Raw genomic sequence first — 26,174 nt, 5'->3', positions numbered from 1 at the left:
TCAGTCGAAGAGATTGGCTAGACGTTGCTTCATCTGGTCGGCGACGTAGAGCGCGATCGCCTGGATGGTCGAGGTCGGGTTCACGCCGCCTGAGGTCACGAACACACTGCCGTCGACGATGAAGAGATTCTTCACGTCATGCGACCGGCCCCATTCATTGACCACGGAGCGCGCCGGATCAGTCCCCATCCGCGCCGTGCCAAGCAGATGCCAGCCGCCCCATGGAATCGGGTCGTTGATGCAGAGGTCGGTGGCACCCGCGGCTTCGAGAATTTCCTTACCCCGCGCCAGTCCGTGCGCCATCATCTTCCGGCTGTTCTCGCTGATCGTGTAATCGATTTTCGGTGCAGGAATGCCGTGGCTGTCTTTCAGCACGGGATCGAGCGTGACGCGGTTATGTTCCTCGGGCAGATCCTCGCAAATCGCCGAGACCCCGAGCCGATGGCCGTTGAGCTTGCGGAAGACGCGATGGTGATCCGCGCCCCACGGCAGAATGCCCTTCTGCTCGCTCGCGACGGCTTCGAACACCGGCCCTGCGCCGCGGCCGAACTGGATGCCGTAGCCGCGCACGAAGCCGCGCGAGAGGTCTGTGTCGTAAAACTCCTTGCTCCAGAGGCAGGTCGGCGGCGCGCGGTTGCTGTCGGTCGGCTCCTTCACGAATCCGTAGATTTGCGCATAGGGATGGAACATCAGGTTCTTGCCGACCAGGCCGGACGAATTGGCGAGGCCATTCGGAAAACGGCCGGAGACCGAATTCAAGAGCAGCCGCGGCGTGCCGACGCCGTTGCAGGCGATGATCACAACCTCGGCCGGCTGGAATTGCTCGACGCCATCCTTGTCGTAGTAGACGACGCCCGAGGCCATGCCCTGCTCGTTGGTCAGGATCTCGCGCACCCGGCAATGGGTCTTGAGTTCGACGCCGGCACGGATCGCGTGCGGCCAATAAGTGATGTCGGTGGACGCTTTTGCGCCTTGCGCGCAGGCCGGCGTGCAATGGCCGAGATTGATGCAGCGCGCCCTGCCCTCGTAGTCCATCGTCGCGACCGTGGTATCCGACGGCCACCAGTGCCAGCCAAGCTTGTTCATGGCCTTGCCGATCAGCGGGCCGGAGAGCCCGAGCGGCTGCGGCGGCATCGGCGGGTGCGTCAGCGGCGAACGCGGATCGCCTGATAGCCCCGACACGCCCATCATGCGGTCGTTCTCTTCGAAGAATGGGGTCAGCGCGTCGTAATCGATCGGCCAGTCGTCGGCGACGCCGTCGAGTGTCTTCACCTTGAAATCGGACGGATGCAGCCGCGGCCAGTGCGCGGTGTACATCACCGTCGAGCCGCCGACGCCGTTGAAATTCACCACCTTGATCGGCGAGTTGTCGTCATTGATCGGGTAGTCCTCGGGCCGGCCGCGAATGTTCGGGCTGGTCGACCAGTCGCCATAAAACTTCGCCTCCCAGTCACGCCCGGTGCTCGGATAGTCCGAAGAATTCATCCAGCCGCCCTGGTCGAGGCAGAGAATGTGCATCTTGGTATCGGCCAAGCTCCAGGCGACAGCGGCGCCGGAGGCACCGGCGCCAATGATCAGGACGTCAACGGGATCGTTCATTCCATTTCCTCTTGTCATTCCGGGGCGCGAAGCGAACCCGGAATCTCGAGATTCCAGGTTCGATGCTTCGCATCGCCCCGGAATGACGAGTTCAATTCACAATCCTTACCGGCAGCGAACGAACGCCGCGGATGAAATTCGAATAGAGCCGCTGCGGCGGCCCTGTGATTTCGAACCTGAGATCCCGTTGCAACACTTCCTCCCAAAGAATGCGGATTTGCTGTTCGGCGAGCCGGTCGCCGACGCAGCGGTGGATGCCGGCGCCGAAGGCGAGATGCTGCCGGGGTTTGGCGCGGTCGACAATGAATTCGTCGGGGCGATCGATCTTTTCCTCGTCGCGATTGCCGGAGATGTACCACATCACCACCTTGTCGCCTTTTGCAATTTGGCGGCCGGCCAACTCCACATCGTTGCGCGCGGTGCGGCGCATATGCAGTACCGGCGTGTGGTAGCGGATGGATTCAGAGACGAGGTTGGGAATCAATTCGCGCCGGCTGCGCACCAATTCGAACTGCTCGGGGTTTTCGACCAGCGCCATCAGCCCGCCGGTCATGGAATTGCGCGTGGTGTCGTTGCCGCCGACGATCAGAAGCGCAATCGTCCCGATGAATTCGCGTGCCTGCAGATTTTGGGTCGCCGGCGAGTGCGCCAGCATCGAGATCAAATCGAAGGTTGGTGCTGCGTTGGCGCGGGCATCCCATAATTTGCGAAAATATTCTCCCATTTTGGTGAGTTCGGCGATGCGCTCCTCCGCCGAATGCACGACAGCATCCGGCGCTTCGACATTGGCGATCGCAACATCGGACCACCAGGTCAGCCTCTCGCGGTCCTCCCAGGGAAAATCGAACAGCGTCGCCAGCATCATGTTGGTGAGATCGGTCGAGACCCGCGCCACCCAGTCAAACGTCTCGCGGCGCGGCAGCGCATCCAGCACGTCCGAGGTCCGCTTGCGGATCAGCGCCTCAAGGTTGGCGAGGTTCGACGGCGCCACGATGGGAGCAACGGTGCGGCGATGCGCGGTATGGCCCGGCGGATCCATGCGGATAAAGTTTGCAAACTCCTGGCCGAGGGGCTGATCGGTGATCTGGATACCGCCGAGTTCCGAGCTCGACGAATAATTCTCGTGGTCGAGTTCGACGGCAAATATGTCGTCGTAGCGCGTTACCGACCAATACGGCCCGAACGGTGAGGCCTCGCAATAATGCACGGGATCATCGCGGCGCAGCTGCGCGAACAGCGGCCGCCAATTGTCGTCCTGGTACAAATGGGGATCGCTGACGTCGATCGAGGCCAGCTTGCGCAGCGCCTGGGCCATCGTGTCCCTCCCCTGTTTCCGTCGCCGCTTGCCGGGCGCTCCTGCCTTCGACGATAGAGGCAGACATGGCCATGAGTAAAGGCGCGAGAGGCAGCCCGGCGGCAAACCTGCAACCCTGCCACGCGTCCAGGCGGGGTTTGTCCACCGGCGCAAGAACGGATAGTTTTGGTGCCAAGGACATGCATTAAGAACAGACTTGGGAGCAACGCCGATTCCGGATCTTGACGTCATCATCATCGGCGCCGGCCTTTCCGGCATGTACCAACTCTACCGGCTGCGCGAACTGGGCTTGCGCGTGCAAGTATTCGAGGCGGGCACCGATGTCGGCGGTACCTGGTACTGGAACCGTTATCCCGGAGCACGCTTCGATTCCGAGAGTTATTCCTATGGTTATTCCTTCTCCAAGGAGTTGCTGCAGGAGTGGGACTGGTCCGAGCATTTTGCAGGCCAGCCGGAAACATTGCGCTACTGCAACTATGTCGCCGACAAGTTCGATCTGCGCCGGGACATCCAGTTCGAAAGCCGCGTCAAGGCCGCCCATTACGAGGAAGAAAGCCGGAGCTGGACGATCACGCTGGAAGACGGCAGCCGGTTTAACTCCCGCTTCCTGATTACGGCGATCGGGCCGCTCTCGACACCTACGCTGCCGCGAATCGAGGGTCTCGGCGACTTCAAGGGCGCATCGTTCCACACGGCGCGCTGGCCCAAGGAGCCGGTGGATTTCACCGGCAAGCGCGTCGCTGTCATCGGCACCGGCGCAACCGGCATCCAGACCATTCAGACCATCGCCAAAGAGGTCGGACACCTGACGGTGTTCCAGCGAACGGCGAATTGGGCGGCGCCGCTGCACAACGGCAAGATCGACGCCGAGACGCAGAAGAAAATCAAGGCCGGCTATCCCGAGATATTTGCCCGCTGCCAGGAGACGTTTGCCTGCTTCGTCCACACGCCTGATACGCGCGGCGCGTTCGAGGTGTCCGACGAGGAGCGCGAAGCCAACTATGAGCGGCTCTATGGCGAGCGCGGTTTTGGGATCTGGCAGGGGAATTTCAAGGACATCCTGATCGACCGCAAGGCGAATGCGACAATCAGCGATTTCGTCGCGCGGAAAATCCGCCAGCGGGTGAAAAACCCTGAGGTCGCCGAGAAGCTGATTCCGAAGAACCATGGATTCGGCACACGGCGGCTGCCGCTGGAGACGTTTTATTTCGAGGTCTACAACCAGGACAATGTCGAGCTGGTCGACATCAAGGAGACACCGATCGAGCGGATTACGCAAGCGGGCATCAAGACCAGCGCGAAGGAATTCGAGTTCGACATCATCATCTATGCGACCGGGTTCGACGCACTCACCGGCAGCTTCGACAAGATCGACTTCCGCGGCGTCAATGACGCGCGGCTGAAGGAGAAGTGGAAGCACGGGCCGCAAACTTATCTCGGCATCATGGTCCACGAATTCCCCAATATGATGATGCTGATGGGGCCGCACACCGCGCTCGGCAACATCCCGCGCAGCATCGAATACAGCGTCGATTGGGTGACCGGGCTGGTACGCTTTGCGTACGACAAACATCTGACACGACTGGAAGCGACCACCGCCGGTGTGGATTCATGGACCGATCACGTCAAGGCGCTCGGCGTCGGGCTGTTGTCCAACGAGATCGATTCCTGGATGACCGGCATCAACTCCAACGTCGAAGGCAAGCAAACCCGCATCATCGCCCGCTACAGCGGCAGCGCCCCGGCCTACCGCGCGCGGTGCGACGAGGTGGCCGCGAAGGGGTATGATGAATTGAGGTTGGGGTAGATTTCAATGTCGTCCCGGCGAAGGCCGGGACCCATACGCCGCGGCGCCAGTTGTTTTTCGCACGCTGTTCGACGGCCTCGCTTCAACAATAGATGACCGGGGTTATGGGTCCCGGCTCAAGGCCGGGACGACGTGGAGAGATTTGTCACCACGCATCGATACACGGCCGCTTGCGTCCCTTTCGCGGCTCCGGCTTCGGCACCGAGCGCAGCCCCGACATGATCCAGTGCCTGGTGTCAGCGGGATCGATCACCTCGTCGATCTCCAGCACCGAGGCGATCGAGACCGCCTTGCCGTTGGCATAGAGCTCGGCGACCTTGGCCTTGTAATATTTCTCGCGCTCTTCGAGGTCCGCAATCGCTTCCATTTCCTTGCGGAAGCCGAGCCGGACATAGCCTTCCAGGCCCATGCCGCCGAATTCGCCGGTCGGCCACGCCACCGTGAAGAACGAGGCATGAAAGCCGCCGCCGATCATGGCCTGCGCGCCGAGGCCATAACCCTTGCGCAGCACCACACCAAACAGCGGCACCGTGAGGCTGGCGCCGGTCACGAACATCCGCGCGACGTGGCGCACAATGGCGGTCTTTTCCGCTTCTGGCCCGACCATGAATCCCGGCGTATCGCACAGCGACACGATCGGAATATCGAAGGCATCGCACAGCTGCAGGAAGCGCGCGGCCTTGTCGCCGGCAGGCGCGTCGATGGCGCCGCCAAGATGCTTTGGATTGTTGGCGATCAAGCCGAACGGCTTGCCCTCGATACGGATGAAAGCCGTGATCATGCCGACGCCGAAATCGCGGCGAATTTCGAGTACTGATCCCTCGTCGGCGAGAAGGTCGATGACGGTCCTGATGTCATAAACCCTCAGCCGGTTCTCCGGGATCGCGCGCCGCAGCAGCCGCTGGTCCGGCGCCTTCCAGTCCGTCACCGTGCCCTGGAAGTACGACAGATATTTTTGCGCGGCGGAGGTTGCTTCCGCTTCGTCTTCGACCAGGATGTCAATGACGCCGTTCGGCGACTGGAACGACACCGGGCCGACTTCGGCCGGATGATAGACGCCAAGCCCGCCGCCTTCGATCATCGCCGGCCCGCCCATGCCGATCGAGGCATTTTTGGTCGCGATGATCACGTCGCAACAGCCGAGCATCGCCGCGTTGCCGGCGAAGCAATAGCCGGACACGACGCCGATGACAGGCACCAGTCCCGACAGTTTTGCAAATTGCACAAAGGACGGCCCGTCGAGACCGGTCATGCCGAGCCGGTCGGTATCGCCGGGACGGCCACCGCCACCCTCAGCGTAAAACACCAGCGGCATCCGCCATTGTTCGGCAAGCCCCAGCATGCGGTCGATCTTCTTGTGGTTCATGTGGCCCTGGGTGCCCGCCAGCACGGTGTAGTCATAGGAGATCACCATGCAGCGGGCGCCTTCCGCGCCGAATTTTTCGGCGTTGACGGTGGCGACGCCGGAGATCAGGCCGTCAGCCGGCGTGTTCTGAATGAGGTCGTCGACCTTGCGCCGCCGCCGCTGCGCGGCGATCGCCAGCGAGCCATATTCGACGAACGATCCTTCATCGACGAGCTGCGCGAGGTTTTCGCGTGCCGTGCGCTGGTTGGTCTTGCGACGGCGCTCGACCGAGGCCGGCCGGTTTTCGTCCAGCGTGATGGCGTGGCGCGCGATCAATTCGGCGAGGTCAGGGCGGATATGATCGAGATCGACATCCTCTTCCTCCGCCACATCGTGGGCATCAATCTCGGCCGGTTCGAGAAACAGGATGGCCTCATCCTGCATCAGTGTGACGCCGGCTTCCGCAGCGATCCTGGTCACCTTGCCGCCATGCGGCGCGGTCACGAGATGCTCCATCTTCATGGATTCGAGCACGGCAATTTGCTGACCCGGACGGACGAGATCGCCTTCCCGTACCTCGATCGCGACAATCGTACCCTGCAGCGGCGCCGGCACCGGGACGGAGCCGGCCGGACCGGCTGACCCAGCCGAGGCTTCGCGGGCCTCGGGAATGGACACGGCCGCGCCCGCTTCCAGCAGCTCCGGCGCCGAGAGATCGTTCGCCGCATGCACCAGCGCGGCGACATGGGTATCGATAAAGCCGGTATTGATTCGGTTGGCGACGAAATCCGGATGCGCCAGCACCGCGCCGAGGAACGGGATATTGGTGGCAACGCCGCCGATGCGGAATTCACGCAACGTGCGGGTGGCCTTCTGCACCACGTCGGCCCAATTCGGGCCGGTCGCGCGCACGATGACCTTGGCGAGCAGCGAGTCGAAGGCGGCGCTGGTCTTGTAGCCGGAATAGCCGAACGTATCGACGCGCACGCCGGGCCCGGCCGGCAGGTCAAACATGGAGAGCGTGCCACCGGTCGGCTTGGTGACGCCGTTCTCGTCCATCACCTCCATGTTGACGCGAAGCTGCATCGCGTAGCCGCGCGGTTTTGGGATGTAGGCCTGCGCGAGGCCGAGCGAGCCCAGCGTCGCGCCGCCGGCAACGGCGAGCTGCGCCTGCACCAAGTCAACGCCGAGCACCTCCTCGGTCACGGTGTGCTCGACCTGAAGCCGCGGATTGGCCTCGATGAACGCGAAGGCCTGCGCATCGCCCTTGGCGTCGCCATCGACCAGGAATTCGAAGGTGCCGAGATTGTCGTAGTTTGCGGCGCCCGCGAGTTCCCGGGCGGCGTCAATGATGCGCGTGCGCAGACTGTTGCTCAGCGACGGGCTCGGCGCCACCTCGATCAGCTTCTGGTTCCGTCGCTGGACGGTGCATTCGCGCTCCCACAAATGGCTGATCGCGCCGTGATGGTCGCCGATGATCTGCACCTCGATATGGCGGGCGTTTCGGATCAGGCGCTCAACATAGACGCCGTCGCTGCCGAAGGCCGCCTTGGCCTCGGACTGGCAGCGCGCATAGGCTTCTTCCAGCTTTGCCGCATCGTCCACGATCCGCATGCCGCGCCCGCCGCCGCCGGCGATGGCCTTGATCATGACGGCGGCGCCGGCGCCCAGGGACGCAAAGAAGGCCTTGGCCTCGTCGAGCGTCGTCGGGCCGCCGGTACCCTCGATGATGGGCACGCCGGTCTCCTTCGCCAGCGCCTTGGCCTTGGCCTTGTCGCCGAACAGATCCAGCGCCTCCGGCGACGGGCCGACGAAGGTGATGTCCTCTTCCGCGCAACGCCGGGCCAGCAAAGTGTTTTCGCTTAGAAAGCCGTAACCGGGATGCAGTGCATCGCAGCCGGTGGCCTTGGCAGCGGCCACGACCGCCTCGATGTCCAGATAGGCCCGCGCGCCCCGCCCCGGGATTTCATGCGCCGCGTCAGCGGAGCGGACATGCAAGGACAGCGCGTCGTCAGCGGGGTAGATCGCGACGGTGGCAAGGCCGGTCTCGCCCGCGGCCCGCGCAATTCGAATGGCAATCTCGCCGCGGTTGGCGATCAATAGCTTCTGAAAGGGCATAACAACTTCCGCAAAAGGATTATCGATCCTTCATGGTCGGATCGAGCACGATACGCAAGGACTCTCCCAGCGCATTGAATGCCAACGAGACCACCAGAATGGCAAGCCCCGGGGCATACATCTGCTCCGGCGCGATTTCCATATACTGATAGGCCCGGGCCAGCATGGCGCCCCAGCTCGGGTTTGGCGGCTGGATGCCGAGCCCGAGGAAGCTGAGGCTGGCTTCCGCCAGCAGCGCCGCCGCCAGCAGCAGCGTGACCTGGACGATGACAGGCTGCAGCGCGTTCGGCAGCACATGTTTCCACAGGATATGCCAGGCCGGTGCGCCAAAGCACCTGGAGGCGTCGACATAGAGCTCCTGCCGCACGATCAGCGTCCGCGCCCGGACGATTCGCGCCAGCGCCGGGAACATCACGATCCCGACCGCGATCATGCCGTTGGTCAGGCCGATGCCGAGCGCGCCGGTGACGGCGATCGCCAGCACGATGGCCGGGAATGACAGGAACGTATCGATGATCCGGCTGATGATGTCGTCGGTCCAGCCGCCGAAGAACCCGGCGGCCAGGCCGACCGGGAGACCGATCGCGACCGCGACGCTGACCGCGAGCAGGCTGGCATAGACCGTTGCCGGCGCGCCGTAGATCAGCCGGCTGAAGATGTCGCGGCCGAGATCGTCGGTGCCGAGCAGATGCCCGGGCCCTGGCGCCGCCAGCATGTTGTTGGCATCCTGCGCGGTCGGCAGATAGGGCGCGATCCAGGGTGCGCCGATCGCGACGATCACCAGCACCAGCAGCACCAGGATCGCCAGCGCGGCGCGCAGATCGCCCGCCAGCCAGCGGAAAAACCGCCGCAGCCGGCTCGGCTGGACCAGTCGCTTGGGGGTTTCGAGCGCCAAATCCGTCATTGTTCGATCCGGGGATCAACGGCCGCGCACAGCAGGTCCGCGATCAGGTTCACCAGAATGACCACGATCACCATCGTAAAGACCACGCCCTGCACGATCGGAAAATCACGCTGGATCGCGCCGCGCACGATCAGGCTGCCGAGGCCGGGAATCGCAAACACCGCTTCGATCACCACGGTCGCCGCCAGCATGCGGTTGACCAGGATGCTGATGATCGTGAACAGATTGACGCTGACATTCTTCAGCCCGTGTTGCCAGAGGATGCGCGTCATCGAGAGGCCCTTGGCGTGCAGGGTGCGCACATATTGCGATGACAGCACTTCCAGCAGCGATCCCCGCAACTGCCGCGCCACCTCGGCCATGCCGTAGGCGGCAATCGCAATACCCGGCAGCAGGGCATGCCGGATCGCCTCGATGGGCGAAACGCTGAAGGATTTCGCGCCGGTCGCCGGCAGCCAGTTCAGCTTCAGCGAAATCTCGGCGACCAGAATCATCGCCAGCCAAAAGCCGGGAATGGCGACACCGAGCGAGGCGATCATGCTGACCGTCTTGTCGACCCAGCCATCGGGCTTGATCGCCGCGATCACCCCCATTGGAATTCCCGTGACCAGCGCCAGCACCAGCGCGATCGCGACAATCAGAAGCGTGTTGGGAAAGGCCCGCGAGATCGAGGTCGCGACCTTCTCGCCGGTTAGCAGTGATTGCGAAAGGTCGCCTTGCACGACATTCGCCAGCCACGCGCCGTACTGCACCAGGAACGGCCGGTCGAGGCCGTAGACCTTCCGGATTTCGGTAATGCGCGCGTCGGTGGCGTTGTCGCCGGCCAGCGTCACCGCGACGTCGCCGGGCACCAGTTTGAGCAGCGCAAACACCATGAAGGTCGCAAGCAGGATCACGGGCAGCGCCTGCAGCAGGCGCCCGCCGATGACCCTTGTCGGACTTCGTCGCGCCATTCGGTCAGCTTTCCAGCCAGACGTCGTCGTATTTCGGCTTGCCCAGCAGGTTCGGCCTGTAGCCCTGCACCTTCTTGTTCATGGCAACCAGCTCGAACTGGAACGCGAGCGGCGCCACGAAGGCGTTTTCCATCACCAGCCGCTGCACGGTCGCAAACGCCTTGCGGCGCAGCTCGATGTCTTCGGAGGCGCGCGACTCCTTGATCGCAGCTTCGAGCTCCGGCGGCACCGCGCCCCGGCCGCCATTATAATAGGCGTCCTTGGTGAACATCAGCGAATAGGTCAGGCTGGGATCGGGCCGCCCGGTCCAGGCCGCGAGAATGCCGGAGCCGCGCTTCTCGGCGCCGAAGAACGCGGCAGAGGCTTCCGCGATCGGCGCGTTCAAGAAGCGCACATTCATGCCTGCTTTTCGGAACTGCTCGATCAGGATTTCCTGGCGCTGCACCGAATCCTGATCGGGATAGCCGACCAGCTCGATCGGCAAGCCGCCCTTGAAGCCGGCCTCGGCGAGCAGCTTCTTCGCCTTGTCGGGATCGTGAGGATAAAGCCCGGCGACGGACTTGTCGTAGGCCCAATGCGCCTTCGGCAGGTTCATGTAGGCCGGCTCGGCAAGGCTTGCGAGTGCCGCCTTGACGAAGGTTTCGCGGTCGATCGCAAAATTGAAGGCCTGACGCACCTTGATGTTGTCGAAGGGCGGTTTTGCCCAGTTCAGGAAAATCTGGAACACGTACAGCGTCGGCCCGTTGAAGATCTTGATATTGCTGGCGCGCTCCACGATCGCCTTCTGCCGCGGCGGCAGCTGGTACATCAAATCGTTCTGGCCGGCGGTGACCGAGCGTGAGCCGGTCGTCAATTCCGGAATGATCGAGAACTCGATACCGTCAGGGTAAGGACGGTTCGGCTTCCAGTATTTCTCGTTGCGCTTGATGACGATCTTCTCGCCGTCCGCCCAGCTAACGAAGGTATAGGCGCCGGCGCCGACCGGCGTGCGCGCGACATTGCCGGCCGCACTGGCCTTGACCGCGGTCGGCGACACCATCATGCCGGCGCGGTCGGAGAGAATGCCGGGCAATGCAGCGTCGGGTGTGCTCAGCTTCAACGTGACCTGCAACGGACCGGTCACCGCAGCCGATTCCATCGCGGCAAGATCAGCCTTGATGTTGGATTTCGGATCGCTCTTGTTGCGCTCCAGGTTGAACTTGACGGCCTCGGCATCGAGCGGCGTGCCATCGTGGAAGGTCACACCGGAGCGGATGTTGAGCACCAGCGTCGTCGGGTCCGAAAAGCTCCAGCTCTCGGCTAGGCCGGGCTTGGGCTTGAGCGTCTCGAAATCCCATTCGGTCAGCGTGTCGTACATCGTGAACAGGAAGGCATGGTCCGAACCGGCGCCGCCGGTTGCCGGGTCAAGGCTCGACGGATTGGCAGGCGCCGAGATGCGCAGGATCCCGCCGCGCTTCGGTGTTCCTTGCGCAAATGCGTGGCCGCCGAGGGTTGCACCAGCCAGCGCGCCCGATATCAGCGCCATTACCTCGCGTCGCGTCGTCTGTGTCATGGCAATTCCTCCGGCGGTTTTTTGTTAGTTCGGTGAAAAATTCGGGCGGTCGGCGAAATGGCAGGCGACCCAGTGATCGGGCATCAGCTCGCGCCAGTCCGGCGTCCTTTCGGCGCAGACGGCTTGCGCATACTGGCAGCGGGTGCGAAAGCGGCATCCCGACGGCGGATCGATCGGGCTCGGGATTTCGCCCTGCAGGACGATGCGATTGTTACCGCGCATGGTCGACGGCAACGGCCGTGGCTCGGCCGACAGCAGCGCCTGGCTATAGGGGTGCAGCGGCCGTTCCGAGACCTTTTCGGTCGGGCCTAGCTCGACGAAACGTCCCAGATACATCACCGCGATCCGCTCGCTGATATGGGACACCACGGCGAGATCGTGGGTGATGAAGACGTATGTAAGCCCAAGGTCGCGCTGCAGTTCGGCGAACAGATTGAGCACGTCGCCGCGGATCGACATGTCGAGCGCGGCTACCACCTCGTCACAGACGATCAGTTTGGGGCGCAGCGTGAGCGCCCGGGCAATCACCACGCGCTGCTTCTGGCCGCCGGACAGCTGGTGCGGATAGCGCTCGCCGAGGTCCTGCGGCAGACCGACCCGGTCCATCGCCTCATGCGCCCGCTGCAGCCGCTCGGCCTTCGATCCTGCGCGCGCCAGTTCGAGCGGCTCCAGCACCGACGATAGTATCGTCATGCGTGGGTTCAGCGCGGCATTCGGGTCCTGGAAGATAATCTGGTAGTCGCGGCGATGGCTTTGGAACTGCTGCCGCGGCATCGCCAGCGGATCGACGCCATTGTGCAGGATCGCGCCGCCGCTGGGTTTGAGCAGGAACACCAGCGCACGGCCGATCGTGGTCTTGCCCGATCCGGATTCGCCGATGATGCCAAAGGTCTCGCCGCGACGAACGTCAAAACTGACGCCGTCGACCGCCTTCACAATGGCGCGGCGATCGGTGGTTTGAAAGCCGACCTGGAGATCGCGCACCGAGACGATGGCATTATTGGCGGTTTGCGGCGTCATGGGCTGGCCACCATCGCTGCGATCGGTGCCGTCGCCGCGTGCTGAAGGGCACCGGGCAGATCGAGTTCGCGAAAGCGCCAGCATCGAACCTTGCGGCCGTTGCCGGCATCGAGCAGCGCCTGCTCCTTCTCGCAACCGGCGACCGCATGCGCGCAGCGCGCCTTGAAACGGCAGCCATTGGGCATGTCCATGATCGACGGCACCCGGCCCGGGATCGACGGCAGCTTGCCGTGCCGCGGGCTCAGATGCGGCAACGAGCGCAACAGGCCCGACGTATAGGGATGCAGCGGCCGCACCAGCGCGTCATCCACCGCGGCGTCCTCGATCACCTCGCCCGCATACATCGTAATCATGCGCGTGCAGGTTTCCGCGACGACGCCGAGATCGTGCGTGATCAGCATCAGCGCCGTATTGGAAGTCTCGCTGAGGTCGCGCAGCAACTCCAGAATCTGGGCCTGCACGGTGACGTCGAGTGCCGTGGTCGGCTCGTCCGCGATCAACAGTTGCGGGCCACAGATCAGGCTTGCTGCAATCATCACGCGCTGGCGCATGCCGCCCGAGAGCTGGTGCGGATAATCGTCGATGCGCCGCTCAGGCGAGGCAATGCCGACCCGGCGCAGCATCTCGAGCGTCCGTTCCCTCGCCTCTTCCTTGCTGACGCCGGTATGCACCCGCAGCGTCTCGGCGATCTGATGGCCGACCGTAAACACCGGATCCAGCGCGCTCATCGGCTCCTGAAAGATCATCGCGATGCGACGGCCGCGGATCGCCCGCATCTCCCGCGTACTGCAGGACGCCAGATCGGTGCCATCGAAGTGGATCGATCCATCGAGCCCGGCAAGGTTGTTCGGCAACAACCGCAGGATCGACAGGCCGGTGATGGTCTTGCCGCAGCCGCTTTCGCCGACAATGCCGACGCGCTCGCCGGGGCCGATGTCGAAATCGATCTTGCGGGTCGCCTGCCAGACGCCGTGCGAGGTCTTGAAACGGATGCCGAGGCCGCGCACCGACATCAGCGCTTGCGGGCCGCCCGCAACCACTTCCGATCCGCGCTGTGCCGGCTGGGCCGCTGCCATCAGCCCGCCGCCCGCTTCTTCTCTTTCACGAGCTGTTCCTCCATCAGCATCTCGGTTCCGATGATGCCCTCGCGGGCCAGCTGATCGATCTCGGCATCGGAAAGTCCGAGCAGCCCGTCGAGAATTTCTTGATTGTGTTCGCCGAGCGTCGGCGGCGCGCTTCGGATCGGAAACGGCTTTGCGCCCTCACGGAACGGCATCGAAGGCTGGGGGTGCTTTCCGATAAAGGCGCGATCAACCTCCTGGATAAAGCCCCGCGCGTGCAGCTGCGGATCCTGCAACAGCTCGATCGGCAACCGCGCGACGCCTGACGCAACGCCCGCCGCCTGCAGCGCCTTCATCGCCGCCTCCGGGTCGCGCGCTGACGTCCAGGCCGTGATAGCGGCCTCGATCTCTCGCTCGATGGCGCGCCGTCCCACCGCCGTCTTCAGCCAGGCATCGGTGGCCCAATCGGCGCGGCCGAGCAGCTTCGCAAGCCTTGGCCACATCGCATCGCTGGAAACCGCGACCACGATCCAGTTGTCGACGCCGGCGCAGGGGAAGCAGCCATGCGGCACGAAATCCGGATGGCGGTTGCCGTATTTTTTCGGCTCCTTGCCGTCGATGGAATGCGCTGTTATCCACGGCGCCGCAAACGGCATCATGCATTCGATCTGCGCGAGATCGATGAACTGGCCCTTGCCGGTGAGTTTCGCGTGAATGAGTGCGGTCAGCACCGCGGCGCAACCGTTCAAGCCACCGACTGCATCGCCGAACGCGGTGTGGCTCATGACAGGCGGGCCACCGGCATCGCCAACCACGCTCGGCAGGCCCGAGCCCTGTTCGAGTGTCGAGCCATAGGCGCGGCAATCGCGGTGCACGCTGCCGGCGCCGAACGCCGACATCGACATCATGACGAGCTTCGGATTGAGCTTGCTCAGCACCTCATAGCCGAGCCCGAGCTTCGGCAACACCTCGACGGAGTAATTGTCGACGACGACGTCGGCATCGGCCAACAGTCGTTTTGCGAGATTAAGGCCTTGCTGGCGAGTGAGGTCGAGCGTGATCCCGCGCTTGTTGCGGTTCATGATGCAGTAGCGCACCGATTTCTCGTACATCTGTTCGAGAACATAGGCCGGCCGCCGGTCCACCCCGCGCCACCAATCCGGATATTGCGTTGCCTCGATCTTGATGACGTCGGCGCCGAGATCGGCCAGCGTGCGCGTGCAGATCGGGCCGGCCCAGCCCATCGAGAAATCGATCACGCGGATGCCTTCCAGCGGCAGGCGATCTGATCCCTGCTCTGCAGGCACCGGCACCCGTTTCGCGGCCTCGCTGACATGCGCGCAGCCGAGCATTTGCTCGCCGATATCAGGAACCGCGCCGCCGCGACGTGGCGGTGTTCCGGTCAAGCGTTGCATCGAGCCCGCCGTAAAGCCGGTTTCGTCGCCGATCATAACCGGCACGATCGCGCCACGCGCCTTCTTCTCCTCGTCTGCGATGAGGACGCCGACATCGGGCACCGGCACGATCGGTATTTTGCGCTGCATGCCCTCGGCAAACCATTCCTGCGCGGTGCGCTGTTTCAGTTTCGGAATGATCTTGCCCTCGATCAATTCGATATGCTCCAGGCGATCGACGCCCATGAACAGCGCCGGGTCGTCGCGCAGTTCGGGCAACCCCAACATGTCGCCGAAGGCACGCCATTGCGCGGGGGTGACCGTGGTGACGCCGAGCCAGCCTTGCTTCGTCTCATAGATGCCGACCGGGAACGTCGGCCAGAAGCGGTTGACGCCGATGCGCCGCATGATGTCGCCGCGCACGAACGACTCGAACATGATGTATTCGGTCACCGCGATGCTGGATTCGAAGATGCTCAGGGAGTTCGACCGTCCCCGCCCGTCCTGCATCTGGCCCAGGACCGAAGAAGCCGCCGCGATAAAACCCCAGAGGCCGGCGAAGATGCCGGTCTGGAAATCCGGCGCGTGCATCGGCGGCCCCTCAACCGGCCCGACCAGCTTTACCAGTCCGGTCAGCGCACGTATCGTCGAGTCCGTCGCTTCGAAATCTGCATACGGCCCCTCGCGGCCGAACCAGCTTACGTCGAGATGAATGAGGCCGGGATTGCGCTGCTTGATAACCGCGAGATCGAAGGCCGGACAATCCGCCGCATCGATGTCGCGGCCATCGAGCAGAATGTCGCACGCCGCGATCAATTCGGTCAGGCGCGATGAAGCGGCGGCGTTGCTGGAATCTAGCGCCACGCTCGACTTGTTGAAGTTAAGAAACGCAAACCAGGCGCTGTGACCTTTCGGCGTCAACGGCGCGGTGCGGCGAAGCGGATCACCCGCGGGCGGTTCGATCTTCTGCACGGTCGCGCCGAAATCGGCGAACAGGCGCGCGCAATAGCTTGTCGCCGCCGCGCTCCCAATCTCGACAATCCGCAGATGCGACAACGCGCCCATCACGCTTCCTCATGGCCAAACGACCAGCGTCATGCGCGCGCCGGTTCAGTTTTTTGTTGCTGACCATGAAACCTTGCCCGCCTGTCGATGCAAGCGGAATTTTCTTCCGTGATACGGAATTGGCGAACGATGCGAAGTGCTTAACTGCAATCCAGTTGCGCTTCGAACCAGTTTTGAAGCGAAGCCGAAAGCGGCGGCCATGCGCGCAGGAAATTTCCGAATTTGCCGGCATTGACCCGGTAGATGGCGCGCAACTCCTTCTCGACCGCGGGAAGATCGACGCCGGTGCAACGGCCCTCGCTGACGATCGTGCGTCCATCGACAACCACCTCGCGCAACAGCGACGCGTTGCCTCTCGCGAACAGCAGTTCAATAGGATCGACCGGCATGATCTGGTCGCGATCGAGCCGGTCGAGATCGATCGTTACGAAGTCTGCCGGTGCGCCGGGCGTCAACGCGCCCGTACCCGGCGCGCCGGTCGCCTTGCGGCCGTTGGCGACGGCAAGGCCGAAAAAATCCGCTGCTGTCCAGGTTCGCTTGAAGCCGAGACCGCCGTGGAACATCTGCACCAGCCGCATCTCGCGCAGCACGTCGTCGTCCTCATCCAGCGCCAGGCCATCTACGCCGACCGCAATGGCACAGCCGCAAGCGTGCGCGGCGGCGATCGGCGCGAGGCCCGAGCGCAAATGCATATTGGAACTGAAATTGGTGACGATGCGCGCTCCGGACGCGGCGATCATCTCGATTTCATCCTGCCGCGCATGAATGCAATGCGCCAGCGTCAGCCGATCCGACAGGAAGCCGATGTCGCGAAGGTAGGGAACGATACCGTCAGGGAAATGCTCATCCGCCCAGGCGCGTTGATAGATCGTTTCCAACAGGTGCATGTGGATCCGGCGGCCGGTCAGCGCCGAATTTTGGGCGACCGCCTCCAGCAGCGGCTTTGAACACCACTGCATGCCCGCAGGACCCAACTGCACGTCGACCTTGGGACTTGCAATTGCCGCGGCGATCGCATCGGTCAGCTCGATATAAGCCTTGGGCGACATCGGCGCACGGACGAACAATTCCTCGATCGTCTTGTGATCGTCGCTGGGTAACTCCGACAGTACTGGCTCACTATCGCCATAGACGATCGGATTCTGGTCGCGCACCGCAAGGGCGAACGCAATGCGGATGCCGACATCGGAGGCCGCCCGTGCGATCGCCTTGGCTTCGTCGACCAGCGGCATGGTTCCGCTCGGCCGCGTGTAATGCACCATCATCGACGCGCACCCTGCCCGCGCCGAACGCGCGAGTGCGGAGGCTGCGGTGAGATAGGGATCAACGGGTGTGCCGAGCGCGGATCGCAGGATCCAGCTTTCCAGCGGCATCCCGATCGCGCCAAAGGACGACGCGGTCGGCCGCGCATGGTCGTGGGCATTGACGAAGGCGGGAAGGATAAGGGAACGCGGGCCAGTCGCGGGCGGCATTCCCTCATCAATGGAGGTGATCAAACCACCGTCGTGCCGCAGCACGGCGTTTTCGAGCAGGCCGCGATCAGGGCCGGAGAACAGGCTGTGTCCGGCGATTTCCATGGGCATGACAGCGCACTCTCCGGATTGTCATTCCGGGATGGTCCGAAGGACCAGACCCGGAATCTCGAGATTCCGGGTTCGATGCTTCGCATCGCCCCGGAATGACAAGGCTAATTCGCCGTATATTTCAACTCCCTTTCCGCGCGCGGCGGCAGGAATTCACGCGAGAATATTTCCGACGCCGCCGGCGCCCGGGCAAGCTGATAGCCTTCGACGATGATGCCGATGGCGCGGGTCATGCGATCGTCCTTGACGTCGCCGACGCCGATTTCCTTCATCTCGGCCGAGACGATCAGCTTGTCGAAGGAATATTGCAGCCGGCGCTTTTCGACGTCGACATTGATCAGATTGTCGTAATTCAGCACCGCTTTCATGCCGGCGTTCTGGTCCTTCGCCACCGCGATCATGCCCTTGTTGACGGCGCGGACGAGGCCGGCGACGGCCTTCGGATTGGACGCGATCAGCTTGCGGGAGACCATCAGGCCGTTGGAATAGAGATCGAGGCCGTAATCACCGAACGAGAACCACTTATAGTCCTTGTCAGGATCCTGGCGGTTCAGCACGAGGTTAAAATAGCTGGTGATGTTGAACACGAGCGCAGCATCAATGTCGCCCTTGATCAGCATCGGTTCCTGCAGGTTGGGCGCCATGTTGGAGATCTTGATCTTCTCGCCCTCCAGCTTGTTCTTCTGCGCAAACACCGGCAGCAGCCGCGTGGTCGGCGTGCCCTGCGCGCCGCCGAGCGTGCGGCCTTCGAAATCCTTGATGGTGTTGATGCCGCTGGTCTTCTTCGTAACGATTGCAAACGGCGGCTGGTTCCAGATCTGGTAGACCATCACCGGCGCGTCCTGCGGCTTGGTCGAGGCGTTCTGGATGATGGCGTTGACGTCGCCAAAGCCGGCGTCATAGGCGCCCGACATGATGCGCGTCACCGTCGCACCCGAGCCCTCGCCCTGGTCGATCACGACGTTGAGGCCCTCTTCCTTGAAGTAGCCATTGTCCTTGGCATAGAAAAACGCAGCGTCGCTGCCTTGGGTTTTCCAGCCCAGCGTGAACTTGATGGTGGTTTCCTGGGCGTTCGCGGCGCCTGCGAACAAAGCTACTCCCAACAGCGCGGCGCCAATTTTCGTTAACATCGTGAACCTCCTCGACTGGGTTGGATGGCATTTGGTGAAATGGTCATGTCGCGATCAGGTCGTTCTTGCGGGTGGCCCAGCCGGTGACGCGGCCCTCGATCAGCGAAAAGATCACGTAGAGCGCGACGCCGAGGCCGGCGAGCACGAACAGGCCGGCGAATACCAGCGGCACGTTGAAATTCGAGGACGCGGTCATCATCACGTTGCCGATGCCGCGGTTCGACGCCACTGTCTCGGAGAGAACCGCGCCGACAAAGGCGTAGCTGATCGCAACCTTCAATGACGCAAAGAAGAACGGCATGGTGCGGGGCAGACCGACGTTCCAGAGGATATCGAGCTTGCTGGCGCCCAGTGCCTTGAGCACGTCTTCGAGTTCGGGTTCCGTGGTCGCGAGCCCCGTCGCGATATTGACGACGATCGGGAAGAAGCAGATCGACAGCGCGGTCAGCACCGCCGGCACCGAGCCAGAGCCAAACCACAGCACGAAGATCGGTACGACCGCGACCTTGGGGATCGACGAAAAGCCGACCAGCAGCGGATAGGCCGTGTCGTATGCCGTCTTGGAAACGCCGATGACGGCGCCGAGCACCACCCCAAGCCCGACACCGAGAACGAAGCCGATCATCGTCGTCGCCAGCGTCTGCAGGATATGCGGCCACAACAGCGGAAACTTCTGGTACAGCGTCACGAAAACTTCCGACGGCCGCGGCAGCACCAGGTCGGACATCCCGGTCATCACGCAAAACAGCTCCCAGGCGACAAAGAACAGCACGATGAGTGCCGCCGACCAGGCTTTTTGTCTGATATCGCTTGCCGTCATGAGGCCGCTCCCTCGGCTGGCGCGCTGCGCGCATCGACGATGAAGGTGCGCAGCTTCTGGTTCAGCGCCACGAAATCAGGCTCGAACGTCATCGCCACCGTGCGCGGGCGGCTGAAGGTGACCGGGCTGTCGTCGACGATGCGGCCGGGCCGTGCGCTCATCACGCAGATGCGGCTGGCGAGGAATGCAGCCTCGCGCAGATCGTGCGTCACCAGCAGCACGGTCGCCTTGTGGGTCATCCAGAGCTCTTGCAGGATCGACCACAGTTCCTCGCGCGTGAACTGGTCGAGCGCGCCGAAGGGCTCGTCGAGCAGCAGCATCCGCGGTTCGTGGATCAGCGCGCGGCACAGATTGGCGCGCTGAAGCATGCCGCCGGAGAGCTGCCAGGGAAAACGGCTGCCAAAGCCCTTGAGGCCGACCTGCTCGAGCAGCGCATTGGCCTTGTCGCGGAATTCGGTCTTGCGAAGCTTGCGGAATTGCGAGCGAAACGGCTCGACGATCTTGAGCGGCAGCATGATGTTCCGCTCGATCGTCATCCAGGGCAGCATGGTCGGATTCTGGAACGCCATGCCGACACGCAGCGCCCGCGCCGCGACTTCCCGGCCGCCGACGATCACGACGCCGGTGGTCGGCTGAACCAGCCCGCTGGCCAGCCGCAGGATGGTCGACTTGCCGCAGCCGGACGGGCCGACCAAGGCAACGAACTCGCCGTCGGCAATCCGAAGCGTGGTTTTCGACAGCGCCGGCACGGCGCGTTCGCCCCGGCCAAAGGTGACGGACGCGTCCGACAGCTCAATTGCGATGGGTGCAGCGGGGGCCGGAACGGGCGCGCCGGAGAATTCCGAATCTGGTTGCATGCGCATCATGGCTGGAAGTGCATGCAAGCCGGATGCCAGCAAAACTCGCGTTTGAAATCAATGGGATCGCAAAAGGACGCGCAAACCAGCGGACTCCTTTTAGGCAATCCGGCCGCCAAACTGCATGCAATTCAGGCGGTCAATTGTCTCCCATTTGTGATATGAGGGCGCATTCGAAGCACTTCTTTCAAAGGATTCGCCGATGGCGCCTCGTTCGGCCGGCAAGACTGCGGAATCATCCGACAAGGTTGGGGTGATCTGCCGCGCGCTGCGCCGCGCCATCATCGAGCAGGCGCTGGAGCCCGGCGCAAAACTGCCGGAGGATTCGCTCGGCGAACGCTTCGGCGTCAGCCGCACCATTGCACGCCACGCGCTGGGGCAACTGGCCGCGGAAGGCCTCGTCGAACTTCGCCGCAACCGGATCGCTGTCGTGGCAACGCCGAGCTGGCAGGAAGCCCGCGACGCCTTTGATATCCGGATCGAACTCGAACGCCTCGTGGTGCGTCAACTCGCCGGCAAACTGACCAAAGCCCAGATCGCCACGCTGAACGCCCATGTCGACGCCGAGGATGGCGCCCGCGACGGCACCGATGCGGTATCCATTCGTCTTGCGACCGAATTCCACATCCTGCTCGCGCAGATGACGAACAGCCCGATCCTCGTGCGTTACGTCAGCGAGGTCGCCTATCGCTGTTGCCTCACTCTATCTCTGTACAGCCGGCCGCATTCGTCGGAATGCGCGATCAATGAGCACCGCGCGATTATCGCAGCCCTGGTCAAGGGCGACGAGGCCAAGGTGATGAGCCTGATGCACAGCCATCTGGATTCCGTGGCGAACCGGGCCCTGGTGGCGCCGGCTCCGCAGCGCGGCCGCGATTTGCTGGATATTCTGGCGCCGTACGCCGATGAGGGCGAGAGCGACCGCGTGGTGAAAATGCCGAAGGTGGTGAGGGCGAGGTAGCAGCCGTCATTGCGAGCGCAGCGAAGCAATCCATATCGCGGCATAACGGATAGATGGATTGCTTCGTCGCTTCGCTCCTCGCAATGACGAAATCACGACCTACGCCTCAATCCCTCTCTGCACCAGAATGCGTTCCGCGCTATCATTCCAGACGTCCATCTTCACGATCTGGCCGCCCCTCACGACAAAGCGATCGACATAGCGGTTGCCCTCGAATGGCGTGCCGTCGATCCATTCGCCGTACAGCGTGCCGATACTGTAGACCACGGTCTCGTCCGCACCCGGGCAGACGTCGAAACGGTCCATCTTCTTCTTGACCCAGCGGTAGCGCGCTGCGTTGAAGCCGGTCGGCCCGCGCGGATGATCGAATTCGCGCCCGCCGGTAAAGGTGATGATGGTACCCGACTTCATGTAGGCCGCCGCCGCATCCGGATCCGGGATCATCGATGCCGTGAGATAGGCTTCGACCACTTCGGCATCCGAAAGGGTGCGCTTTTCAGCTTTGGCGGAAATGGACATGGCGGCTGCTCCTGATCCCAGAATACTACAATCGGAGCCTCCAATTGCATGCACATATTTTGAACAGTTTGACCTATAAACTGCACACAATCTGGGGCTGCCTCTAAAGCACTCTTCCGCTAGGCTCCCCTCACCTCAAACCAGCCAAGAAACAGCTAAAGTCCTGATGAGCGCGCGAACCGCCTTCGACCTGATCTTCCGCAACGCCCGAACCCGGGCTTCGGCTACCCCGGTCGATATCGGCGTATCGGAGGGACGGATCGCCGCCATCGAGGCACATCTGGCCTGCGACGCACCCGAAATCGAGATCGGCGGCAAGCTCGCCCTCCCCGGCTTCGTCGACACCCACATCCATCTCGACAAGGCCTGCCTGCTCGGTCGCTGCGGGCACGACCATGCCACCGTAGGCGAGGCGATCGCCGCGGTTGCCGCCATGAAGCGCGAATTCACCGTCGAGGACGTCTATGCCCGCGGCGCGCGCGTGCTCGAACGCGCCATCGTGCACGGCACCACACGGATGCGCACGCATGTGGAAATCGATCCACGCATCGCGCTACGCGGCTTCGAGGCGGTCAAGGCATTGAAGCGCGACTATGCCTGGGCGATCGATCTGTCGATCTGCGTGTTCCCGCAGGAAGGCCTGACCAACGATCCCGGCGCGGAAGAACTCCTGATCGCCGCACTGCGCGACGGCGGCGAAGCAATCGGCGGCTGTCCCTATATGGACACCGACCCGAACGCGCATCTCGAAAGGCTGTTCGATCTCGCGCAGGAATTCGACGTCGATGTCGACCTGCATCTCGACTTCGATCTCGATCCGTCCTGGTGGCATCTGGAGGAAGTCTGCCGGCAAACCGAGCGGCGCAACTATCACGGCCGTGTCGCCATCGGTCACGCCACCAAGCTCTCCGCGCTGCCACCGGATCGCCTCAAGGCCGCGACCGAACGGCTGGCGAAGGCCGGCGTCGCGGTCACCGTGCTGCCGGCAACCGATCTCTATCTGATGGGCCGCGACGCCACCCACAATGCGCCGCGCGGCCTCACCGTGGCGCACCGGCTGGTCGAGAACGGCGTGCTGTGTTCGGTCGCGACCAACAACGTGCTCAATCCTTTTACGCCGTTCGGCGATGCGTCGCTGCTGCGCATGGCCAATTTCTACGCCAATGTCGCCCACGCCGGAATCAGCGAGTTCGACGCCTGCCTCGATCTGGTGACGGACTTGCCGGCGCGCCTGATGAACCTGCGGGATTACGGCATCGCGCCAGGCAACCCTGCCGATCTTGTCATCCTCGACACCGACACCGGCCCGAACGCGATCGCAGAACTGCCCGACGTGCTGATGGGCTTCAAGAACGGGCGTCAGGTATTCGAGCGACGCCAGCCGACGCTGTTTCCGCCGCAGGCTTAGGCGGCGCATCTGCCGCATACGGGCATCGCGCTACCCGCGATTGACGCCCCTGCCAATCCGTTGTTGTTATCGGTCAACGAAAACAACAGCCGGGCAGGAAATCATGACCAAATCATCCAAGATCAGAAGCGTTGAAACGCTCTCCTGCGACGCCGGCTGGCGCAACTATCACTTCGTCAAGATCATGACCGAAGACGGCATCGTCGGCTGGAGCGAGTATGACGAGGGTTTTGGCGCGCCCGGCGTCACGGCGGCGATCGAGCGGCTGTCGGCGCGGGTGGTCGGCAAGAACGCCTTTCAGCACGAGCGGATTTACGCGGAACTGTTTTCCGCAACGCGCCCCGCTGCCGGCGGCGTGGTGGCGCTGGCGCTCGGCGCCATCGAGAACGCGCTGCTCGACGTCAAGGCGAAGGCGCTCGGCGTGCCCTGCTATGAACTGCTGGGTGGAAAAATCCGCGACCGTGTCCGGGTCTACTGGTCGCATTGCGCGACCTGGCGCATCAATCATCCCGATTGGTTCAAGCCCGCAATCACCGATCTCGACGGTGTCAAGTCGATAGGCCGCGAAGTCCGCGAAAAGCGCTTCACTGCGCTAAAGACCAACATCTTCGTCTACACCGACGGCAAGCCGCAGGGCTGGCGGCCCGGCTTCGGCTCGCCATTCGAGCCGGAGATCAACGTCGATCGCACGGTGATCCGCAATCTCTGCATGCACCTCGAAACTATCAGGGACGGCGCCGGGCCCGATGTCGATCTGCTGCTCGACCTCAACTTCAACGCCAAGACCGAGGGCTATCTGAAGATCCTGCGCGCGATCAAGGATATGGATATGTTCTGGGTCGAGATCGACACCTTCAATCCGCAGGCGCTGGGCTATATCCGCCGCCAGAGCCCGCATCCGATCTCATCCTGCGAGACGCTGCTGGGCCTGCGCGAATTCCTGCCCTACTTCAACGAACAGGCAATGGATGTCGCGATCATCGACACGCCGTGGAACGGGGTGTGGCAATCGATGAAGATCGCCGCCGCCGCCGAGCATTTCGAGGTCAACGTCGCCCCGCATAATTTCTACGGCCATCTCTGCACCATGATGAACGCGCATTTCTGCGCCGCGGTGCCGAACTTGCGGATCATGGAGACCGATATCGACCGGCTGGCGTGGGACCACGAACTGTTCACCCATCTGCCCGAGATCGTCGACGGCCACCTTGTCATTTCCGATCGGCCGGGCTGGGGCACCGAACCCAACGAGGAAGGCCTGCGCGCCCATCCGGCAAAGAGCAAGGGCGGATTGTTGAATTACGGGCAGAAGAAGTAGCGGAACGGTATGCGTCGTCCCGGCCTAGTGCGCAATTGCGCACGGGGGCCGGGACCCATAACCACCCGCCTTCATTTTGCGGAAGGCATCGACCATATCGCTTCATCGATAGATCACGCGGTATGGGTCCCGGCGTTCGCCGGGACGACGGAGAGATAGTTCAATTATCCCCCGGCTTGCTCGCAAACGCGCTCTCGATCACGTCGCCGATCGGCTGCCAGGCGTTGCCGTCGAATTGCACCAACCGCATCTGCTTGATGGGATGAAAATCCGCAGGTCCCGTGTTGATGGCAATGCCCGGCAGAATGATCGGGCTCTGATAATTCTTCAGCGACGCGGCCTGCCGCATGATGTTCTCGCGTGACAGGTCGTCGCCGGACTGCGTCAATACCTGGACCAGGGTTTCGGCCGCGGCATAGCCGAAGATGGCGTAACTATCCTCCCTGTCACCATCGGGATAATACTTGTCCATGAATGACAGCCACGCCTTGATCGAAGGGTCTTCCTTCCAGGTGGTGTCGCCGGCGTCCTTGAGGAACGAGGTCGAGATCACGCCGGCGGCGTTCGCAAGCCCGGCAGGTCTCAGCGCATTCGCGATCGAAGCCGCCGCATTGACCAGCACCACCACCGGATACCAACCCAGTTCAGCCGCTCTGCGGATGGCGCGCGCCGAGATTGGCGGTGCGCAATTGAGCACGAGCACTTCGGCCCCGGAATTCTTGAGGATGTCGACCTGCGCATCGATCGACATATCGGCCTCGATGGCGATGTCAGCCACGATCATGCGGGCAGTGACGCCGAGCCCTTCCTGCAATCCCCTGAACAGATCGCGTCCGAACTGATCGTTCTGCCAGAGCACCGCGATCTTGCGGCTCGGATAGGAGGCCTGGATGTAGTTGGCGTAGATCCGTCCCTCGGCGCGAAACGTCGGCTGCCAGCCCATCGACCACGGAAATCGTTTGGGATGCGCCCACTCCTCGTCGCCGGACGCGACAAAGAGTTGCGGCACTTTCTTCTCGTTGAGGTAGGTCCGCGTCGCCAGATTGCTCGGCGTGCCGAACGAGCCAAACATCAGCAGCACGTTCTCCTGCTCCACCAGTTGACTTGTGTGCTCGGCTGCCATCTTCGGATTGGAACTGTCGTCACGGGAGATGAATTTGATCTTGCGACCGTTGATGCCGCCGTGATCATTGATCATGTCGAAATAGGCGGCTTCAGCCCTGCCGATCGCCGCGAACGCGGCCAAGGGTCCGGTATACGGCATGACGTTGCCGATGCGGATTTCGGTATCGGTGACGCCGCCGCCATGGGCCTGTCGCGCCGATATCGGCATGCCGGCGAACAGCGCGGCGGCTAACAGGGCCAGGATAGTTCCAGCTTCTTTTATTGTTTTCATGAACATGGCCTCACGCTAACTCAAGCTTGTGACGCCTAACCCAGCGCTT

Annotated in this window: 19 protein-coding genes; 4 read left to right on the top strand and 15 right to left on the bottom strand. The window is 62.9% G+C overall.

Annotated elements, in window-relative coordinates; all coding sequences use genetic code 11:
- Positions 1 to 1,599 (bottom strand): GMC family oxidoreductase, encoded by a 1,599-nt coding sequence (locus JQ629_RS13070; protein WP_212413024.1) that lies wholly within the window; start codon positions 1,597 to 1,599, stop codon positions 1 to 3.
- Between the two features lie 91 nt (positions 1,600 to 1,690).
- Positions 1,691 to 2,914, bottom strand: coding sequence for a cytochrome P450 (locus JQ629_RS13065; protein ID WP_212413023.1), 1,224 nt, complete (start codon positions 2,912 to 2,914; stop codon positions 1,691 to 1,693).
- Between the two features lie 196 nt (positions 2,915 to 3,110).
- On the opposite strand from JQ629_RS13065, the gene JQ629_RS13060 reads away from it, so the two are divergent.
- Positions 3,111 to 4,721 (top strand): flavin-containing monooxygenase, encoded by a 1,611-nt coding sequence (locus JQ629_RS13060; RefSeq protein ID WP_249135017.1) that lies wholly within the window; start codon positions 3,111 to 3,113, stop codon positions 4,719 to 4,721.
- 145 nt (positions 4,722 to 4,866) lie between these two features.
- Here the strand turns inward: JQ629_RS13060 and JQ629_RS13055 are convergent, their stop codons facing one another.
- From JQ629_RS13055 to JQ629_RS13005, 11 genes are all read right to left on the bottom strand, one after another.
- The gene (locus JQ629_RS13055; RefSeq protein WP_212413022.1) at positions 4,867 to 8,184 is read right to left on the bottom strand and encodes a carboxyl transferase domain-containing protein; all 3,318 of its coding nucleotides are present in this window, start codon (positions 8,182 to 8,184) and stop codon (positions 4,867 to 4,869) included.
- 19 nt (positions 8,185 to 8,203) lie between these two features.
- Complete coding sequence (locus JQ629_RS13050; RefSeq protein ID WP_212265117.1) at positions 8,204 to 9,088, bottom strand: ABC transporter permease; 885 nt, start codon at positions 9,086 to 9,088, stop codon at positions 8,204 to 8,206.
- On the bottom strand, positions 9,085 to 10,041 hold the full coding sequence (locus JQ629_RS13045) for an ABC transporter permease (protein ID WP_212413021.1): 957 nt from the start codon (positions 10,039 to 10,041) through the stop codon (positions 9,085 to 9,087). The genes JQ629_RS13050 and JQ629_RS13045 overlap by 4 nt, the downstream gene beginning before the upstream one ends.
- Before the next feature lie 4 nt (positions 10,042 to 10,045).
- A complete protein-coding gene (locus JQ629_RS13040; RefSeq protein WP_212413020.1) occupies positions 10,046 to 11,593 on the bottom strand; it encodes an ABC transporter substrate-binding protein in 1,548 nt (515 codons plus the stop codon).
- A 24-nt stretch (positions 11,594 to 11,617) separates the two neighbouring features.
- The gene (locus JQ629_RS13035; RefSeq protein WP_212413019.1) at positions 11,618 to 12,613 is read right to left on the bottom strand and encodes an ABC transporter ATP-binding protein; all 996 of its coding nucleotides are present in this window, start codon (positions 12,611 to 12,613) and stop codon (positions 11,618 to 11,620) included.
- Positions 12,610 to 13,689 (bottom strand): ABC transporter ATP-binding protein, encoded by a 1,080-nt coding sequence (locus JQ629_RS13030; RefSeq protein WP_212413018.1) that lies wholly within the window; start codon positions 13,687 to 13,689, stop codon positions 12,610 to 12,612. Before JQ629_RS13030 ends, JQ629_RS13035 begins: the two co-directional genes overlap by 4 nt.
- Positions 13,689 to 16,133 (bottom strand): CaiB/BaiF CoA transferase family protein, encoded by a 2,445-nt coding sequence (locus JQ629_RS13025; RefSeq protein ID WP_212413017.1) that lies wholly within the window; start codon positions 16,131 to 16,133, stop codon positions 13,689 to 13,691. The genes JQ629_RS13030 and JQ629_RS13025 overlap by 1 nt, the downstream gene beginning before the upstream one ends.
- 140 nt (positions 16,134 to 16,273) lie before the next feature.
- Positions 16,274 to 17,716: an amidohydrolase family protein gene (locus JQ629_RS13020; protein WP_212413016.1), complete on the bottom strand. Its 1,443-nt coding sequence runs from the start codon at positions 17,714 to 17,716 to the stop codon at positions 16,274 to 16,276.
- Between the two features lie 104 nt (positions 17,717 to 17,820).
- Positions 17,821 to 18,846 (bottom strand): ABC transporter substrate-binding protein, encoded by a 1,026-nt coding sequence (locus JQ629_RS13015; protein WP_212413015.1) that lies wholly within the window; start codon positions 18,844 to 18,846, stop codon positions 17,821 to 17,823.
- Between the two features lie 43 nt (positions 18,847 to 18,889).
- A complete protein-coding gene (locus JQ629_RS13010; protein WP_211995775.1) occupies positions 18,890 to 19,666 on the bottom strand; it encodes an ABC transporter permease in 777 nt (258 codons plus the stop codon).
- Positions 19,663 to 20,529, bottom strand: a complete 867-nt coding sequence (locus JQ629_RS13005) for an ABC transporter ATP-binding protein (RefSeq protein WP_212413014.1) — start codon at positions 20,527 to 20,529, stop codon at positions 19,663 to 19,665. The genes JQ629_RS13010 and JQ629_RS13005 overlap by 4 nt, the downstream gene beginning before the upstream one ends.
- Before the next feature lie 196 nt (positions 20,530 to 20,725).
- On the opposite strand from JQ629_RS13005, the gene JQ629_RS13000 reads away from it, so the two are divergent.
- A complete protein-coding gene (locus tag JQ629_RS13000) occupies positions 20,726 to 21,484 on the top strand; it encodes a GntR family transcriptional regulator (RefSeq protein WP_212413013.1) in 759 nt (252 codons plus the stop codon).
- 99 nt (positions 21,485 to 21,583) lie between these two features.
- On the opposite strand, the gene JQ629_RS12995 is transcribed toward JQ629_RS13000, so the two are convergent.
- A complete protein-coding gene (locus JQ629_RS12995; protein WP_212413012.1) occupies positions 21,584 to 22,003 on the bottom strand; it encodes a nuclear transport factor 2-like protein in 420 nt (139 codons plus the stop codon).
- Positions 22,004 to 22,169: 166 nt separating this feature from the next.
- On the opposite strand from JQ629_RS12995, the gene JQ629_RS12990 reads away from it, so the two are divergent.
- The gene (locus JQ629_RS12990) at positions 22,170 to 23,411 is read left to right on the top strand and encodes an amidohydrolase family protein (RefSeq protein WP_212413011.1); all 1,242 of its coding nucleotides are present in this window, start codon (positions 22,170 to 22,172) and stop codon (positions 23,409 to 23,411) included.
- A gap of 103 nt (positions 23,412 to 23,514) precedes the next feature.
- Positions 23,515 to 24,729, top strand: coding sequence for a mandelate racemase/muconate lactonizing enzyme family protein (locus JQ629_RS12985; RefSeq protein ID WP_212413010.1), 1,215 nt, complete (start codon positions 23,515 to 23,517; stop codon positions 24,727 to 24,729).
- A gap of 160 nt (positions 24,730 to 24,889) precedes the next feature.
- Here the strand turns inward: JQ629_RS12985 and JQ629_RS12980 are convergent, their stop codons facing one another.
- Positions 24,890 to 26,125 carry an ABC transporter substrate-binding protein gene (locus tag JQ629_RS12980; RefSeq protein WP_212413009.1) on the bottom strand — a complete coding sequence of 412 codons (1,236 nt, stop codon included), beginning with the start codon at positions 26,123 to 26,125 and terminating at the stop codon, positions 24,890 to 24,892.
- Between the last annotated feature and the right edge of the window lie 49 nt (positions 26,126 to 26,174).

The sequence above is a fragment of the Bradyrhizobium sp. AUGA SZCCT0222 genome, assembly GCF_018130205.1.
In the GTDB taxonomy this organism is placed as follows: Bacteria; Pseudomonadota; Alphaproteobacteria; order Rhizobiales; family Xanthobacteraceae; genus Bradyrhizobium.
Note: the sequence above shows the minus strand (reverse complement) of the source record. Positions and strands in the feature narration are given on the sequence as shown.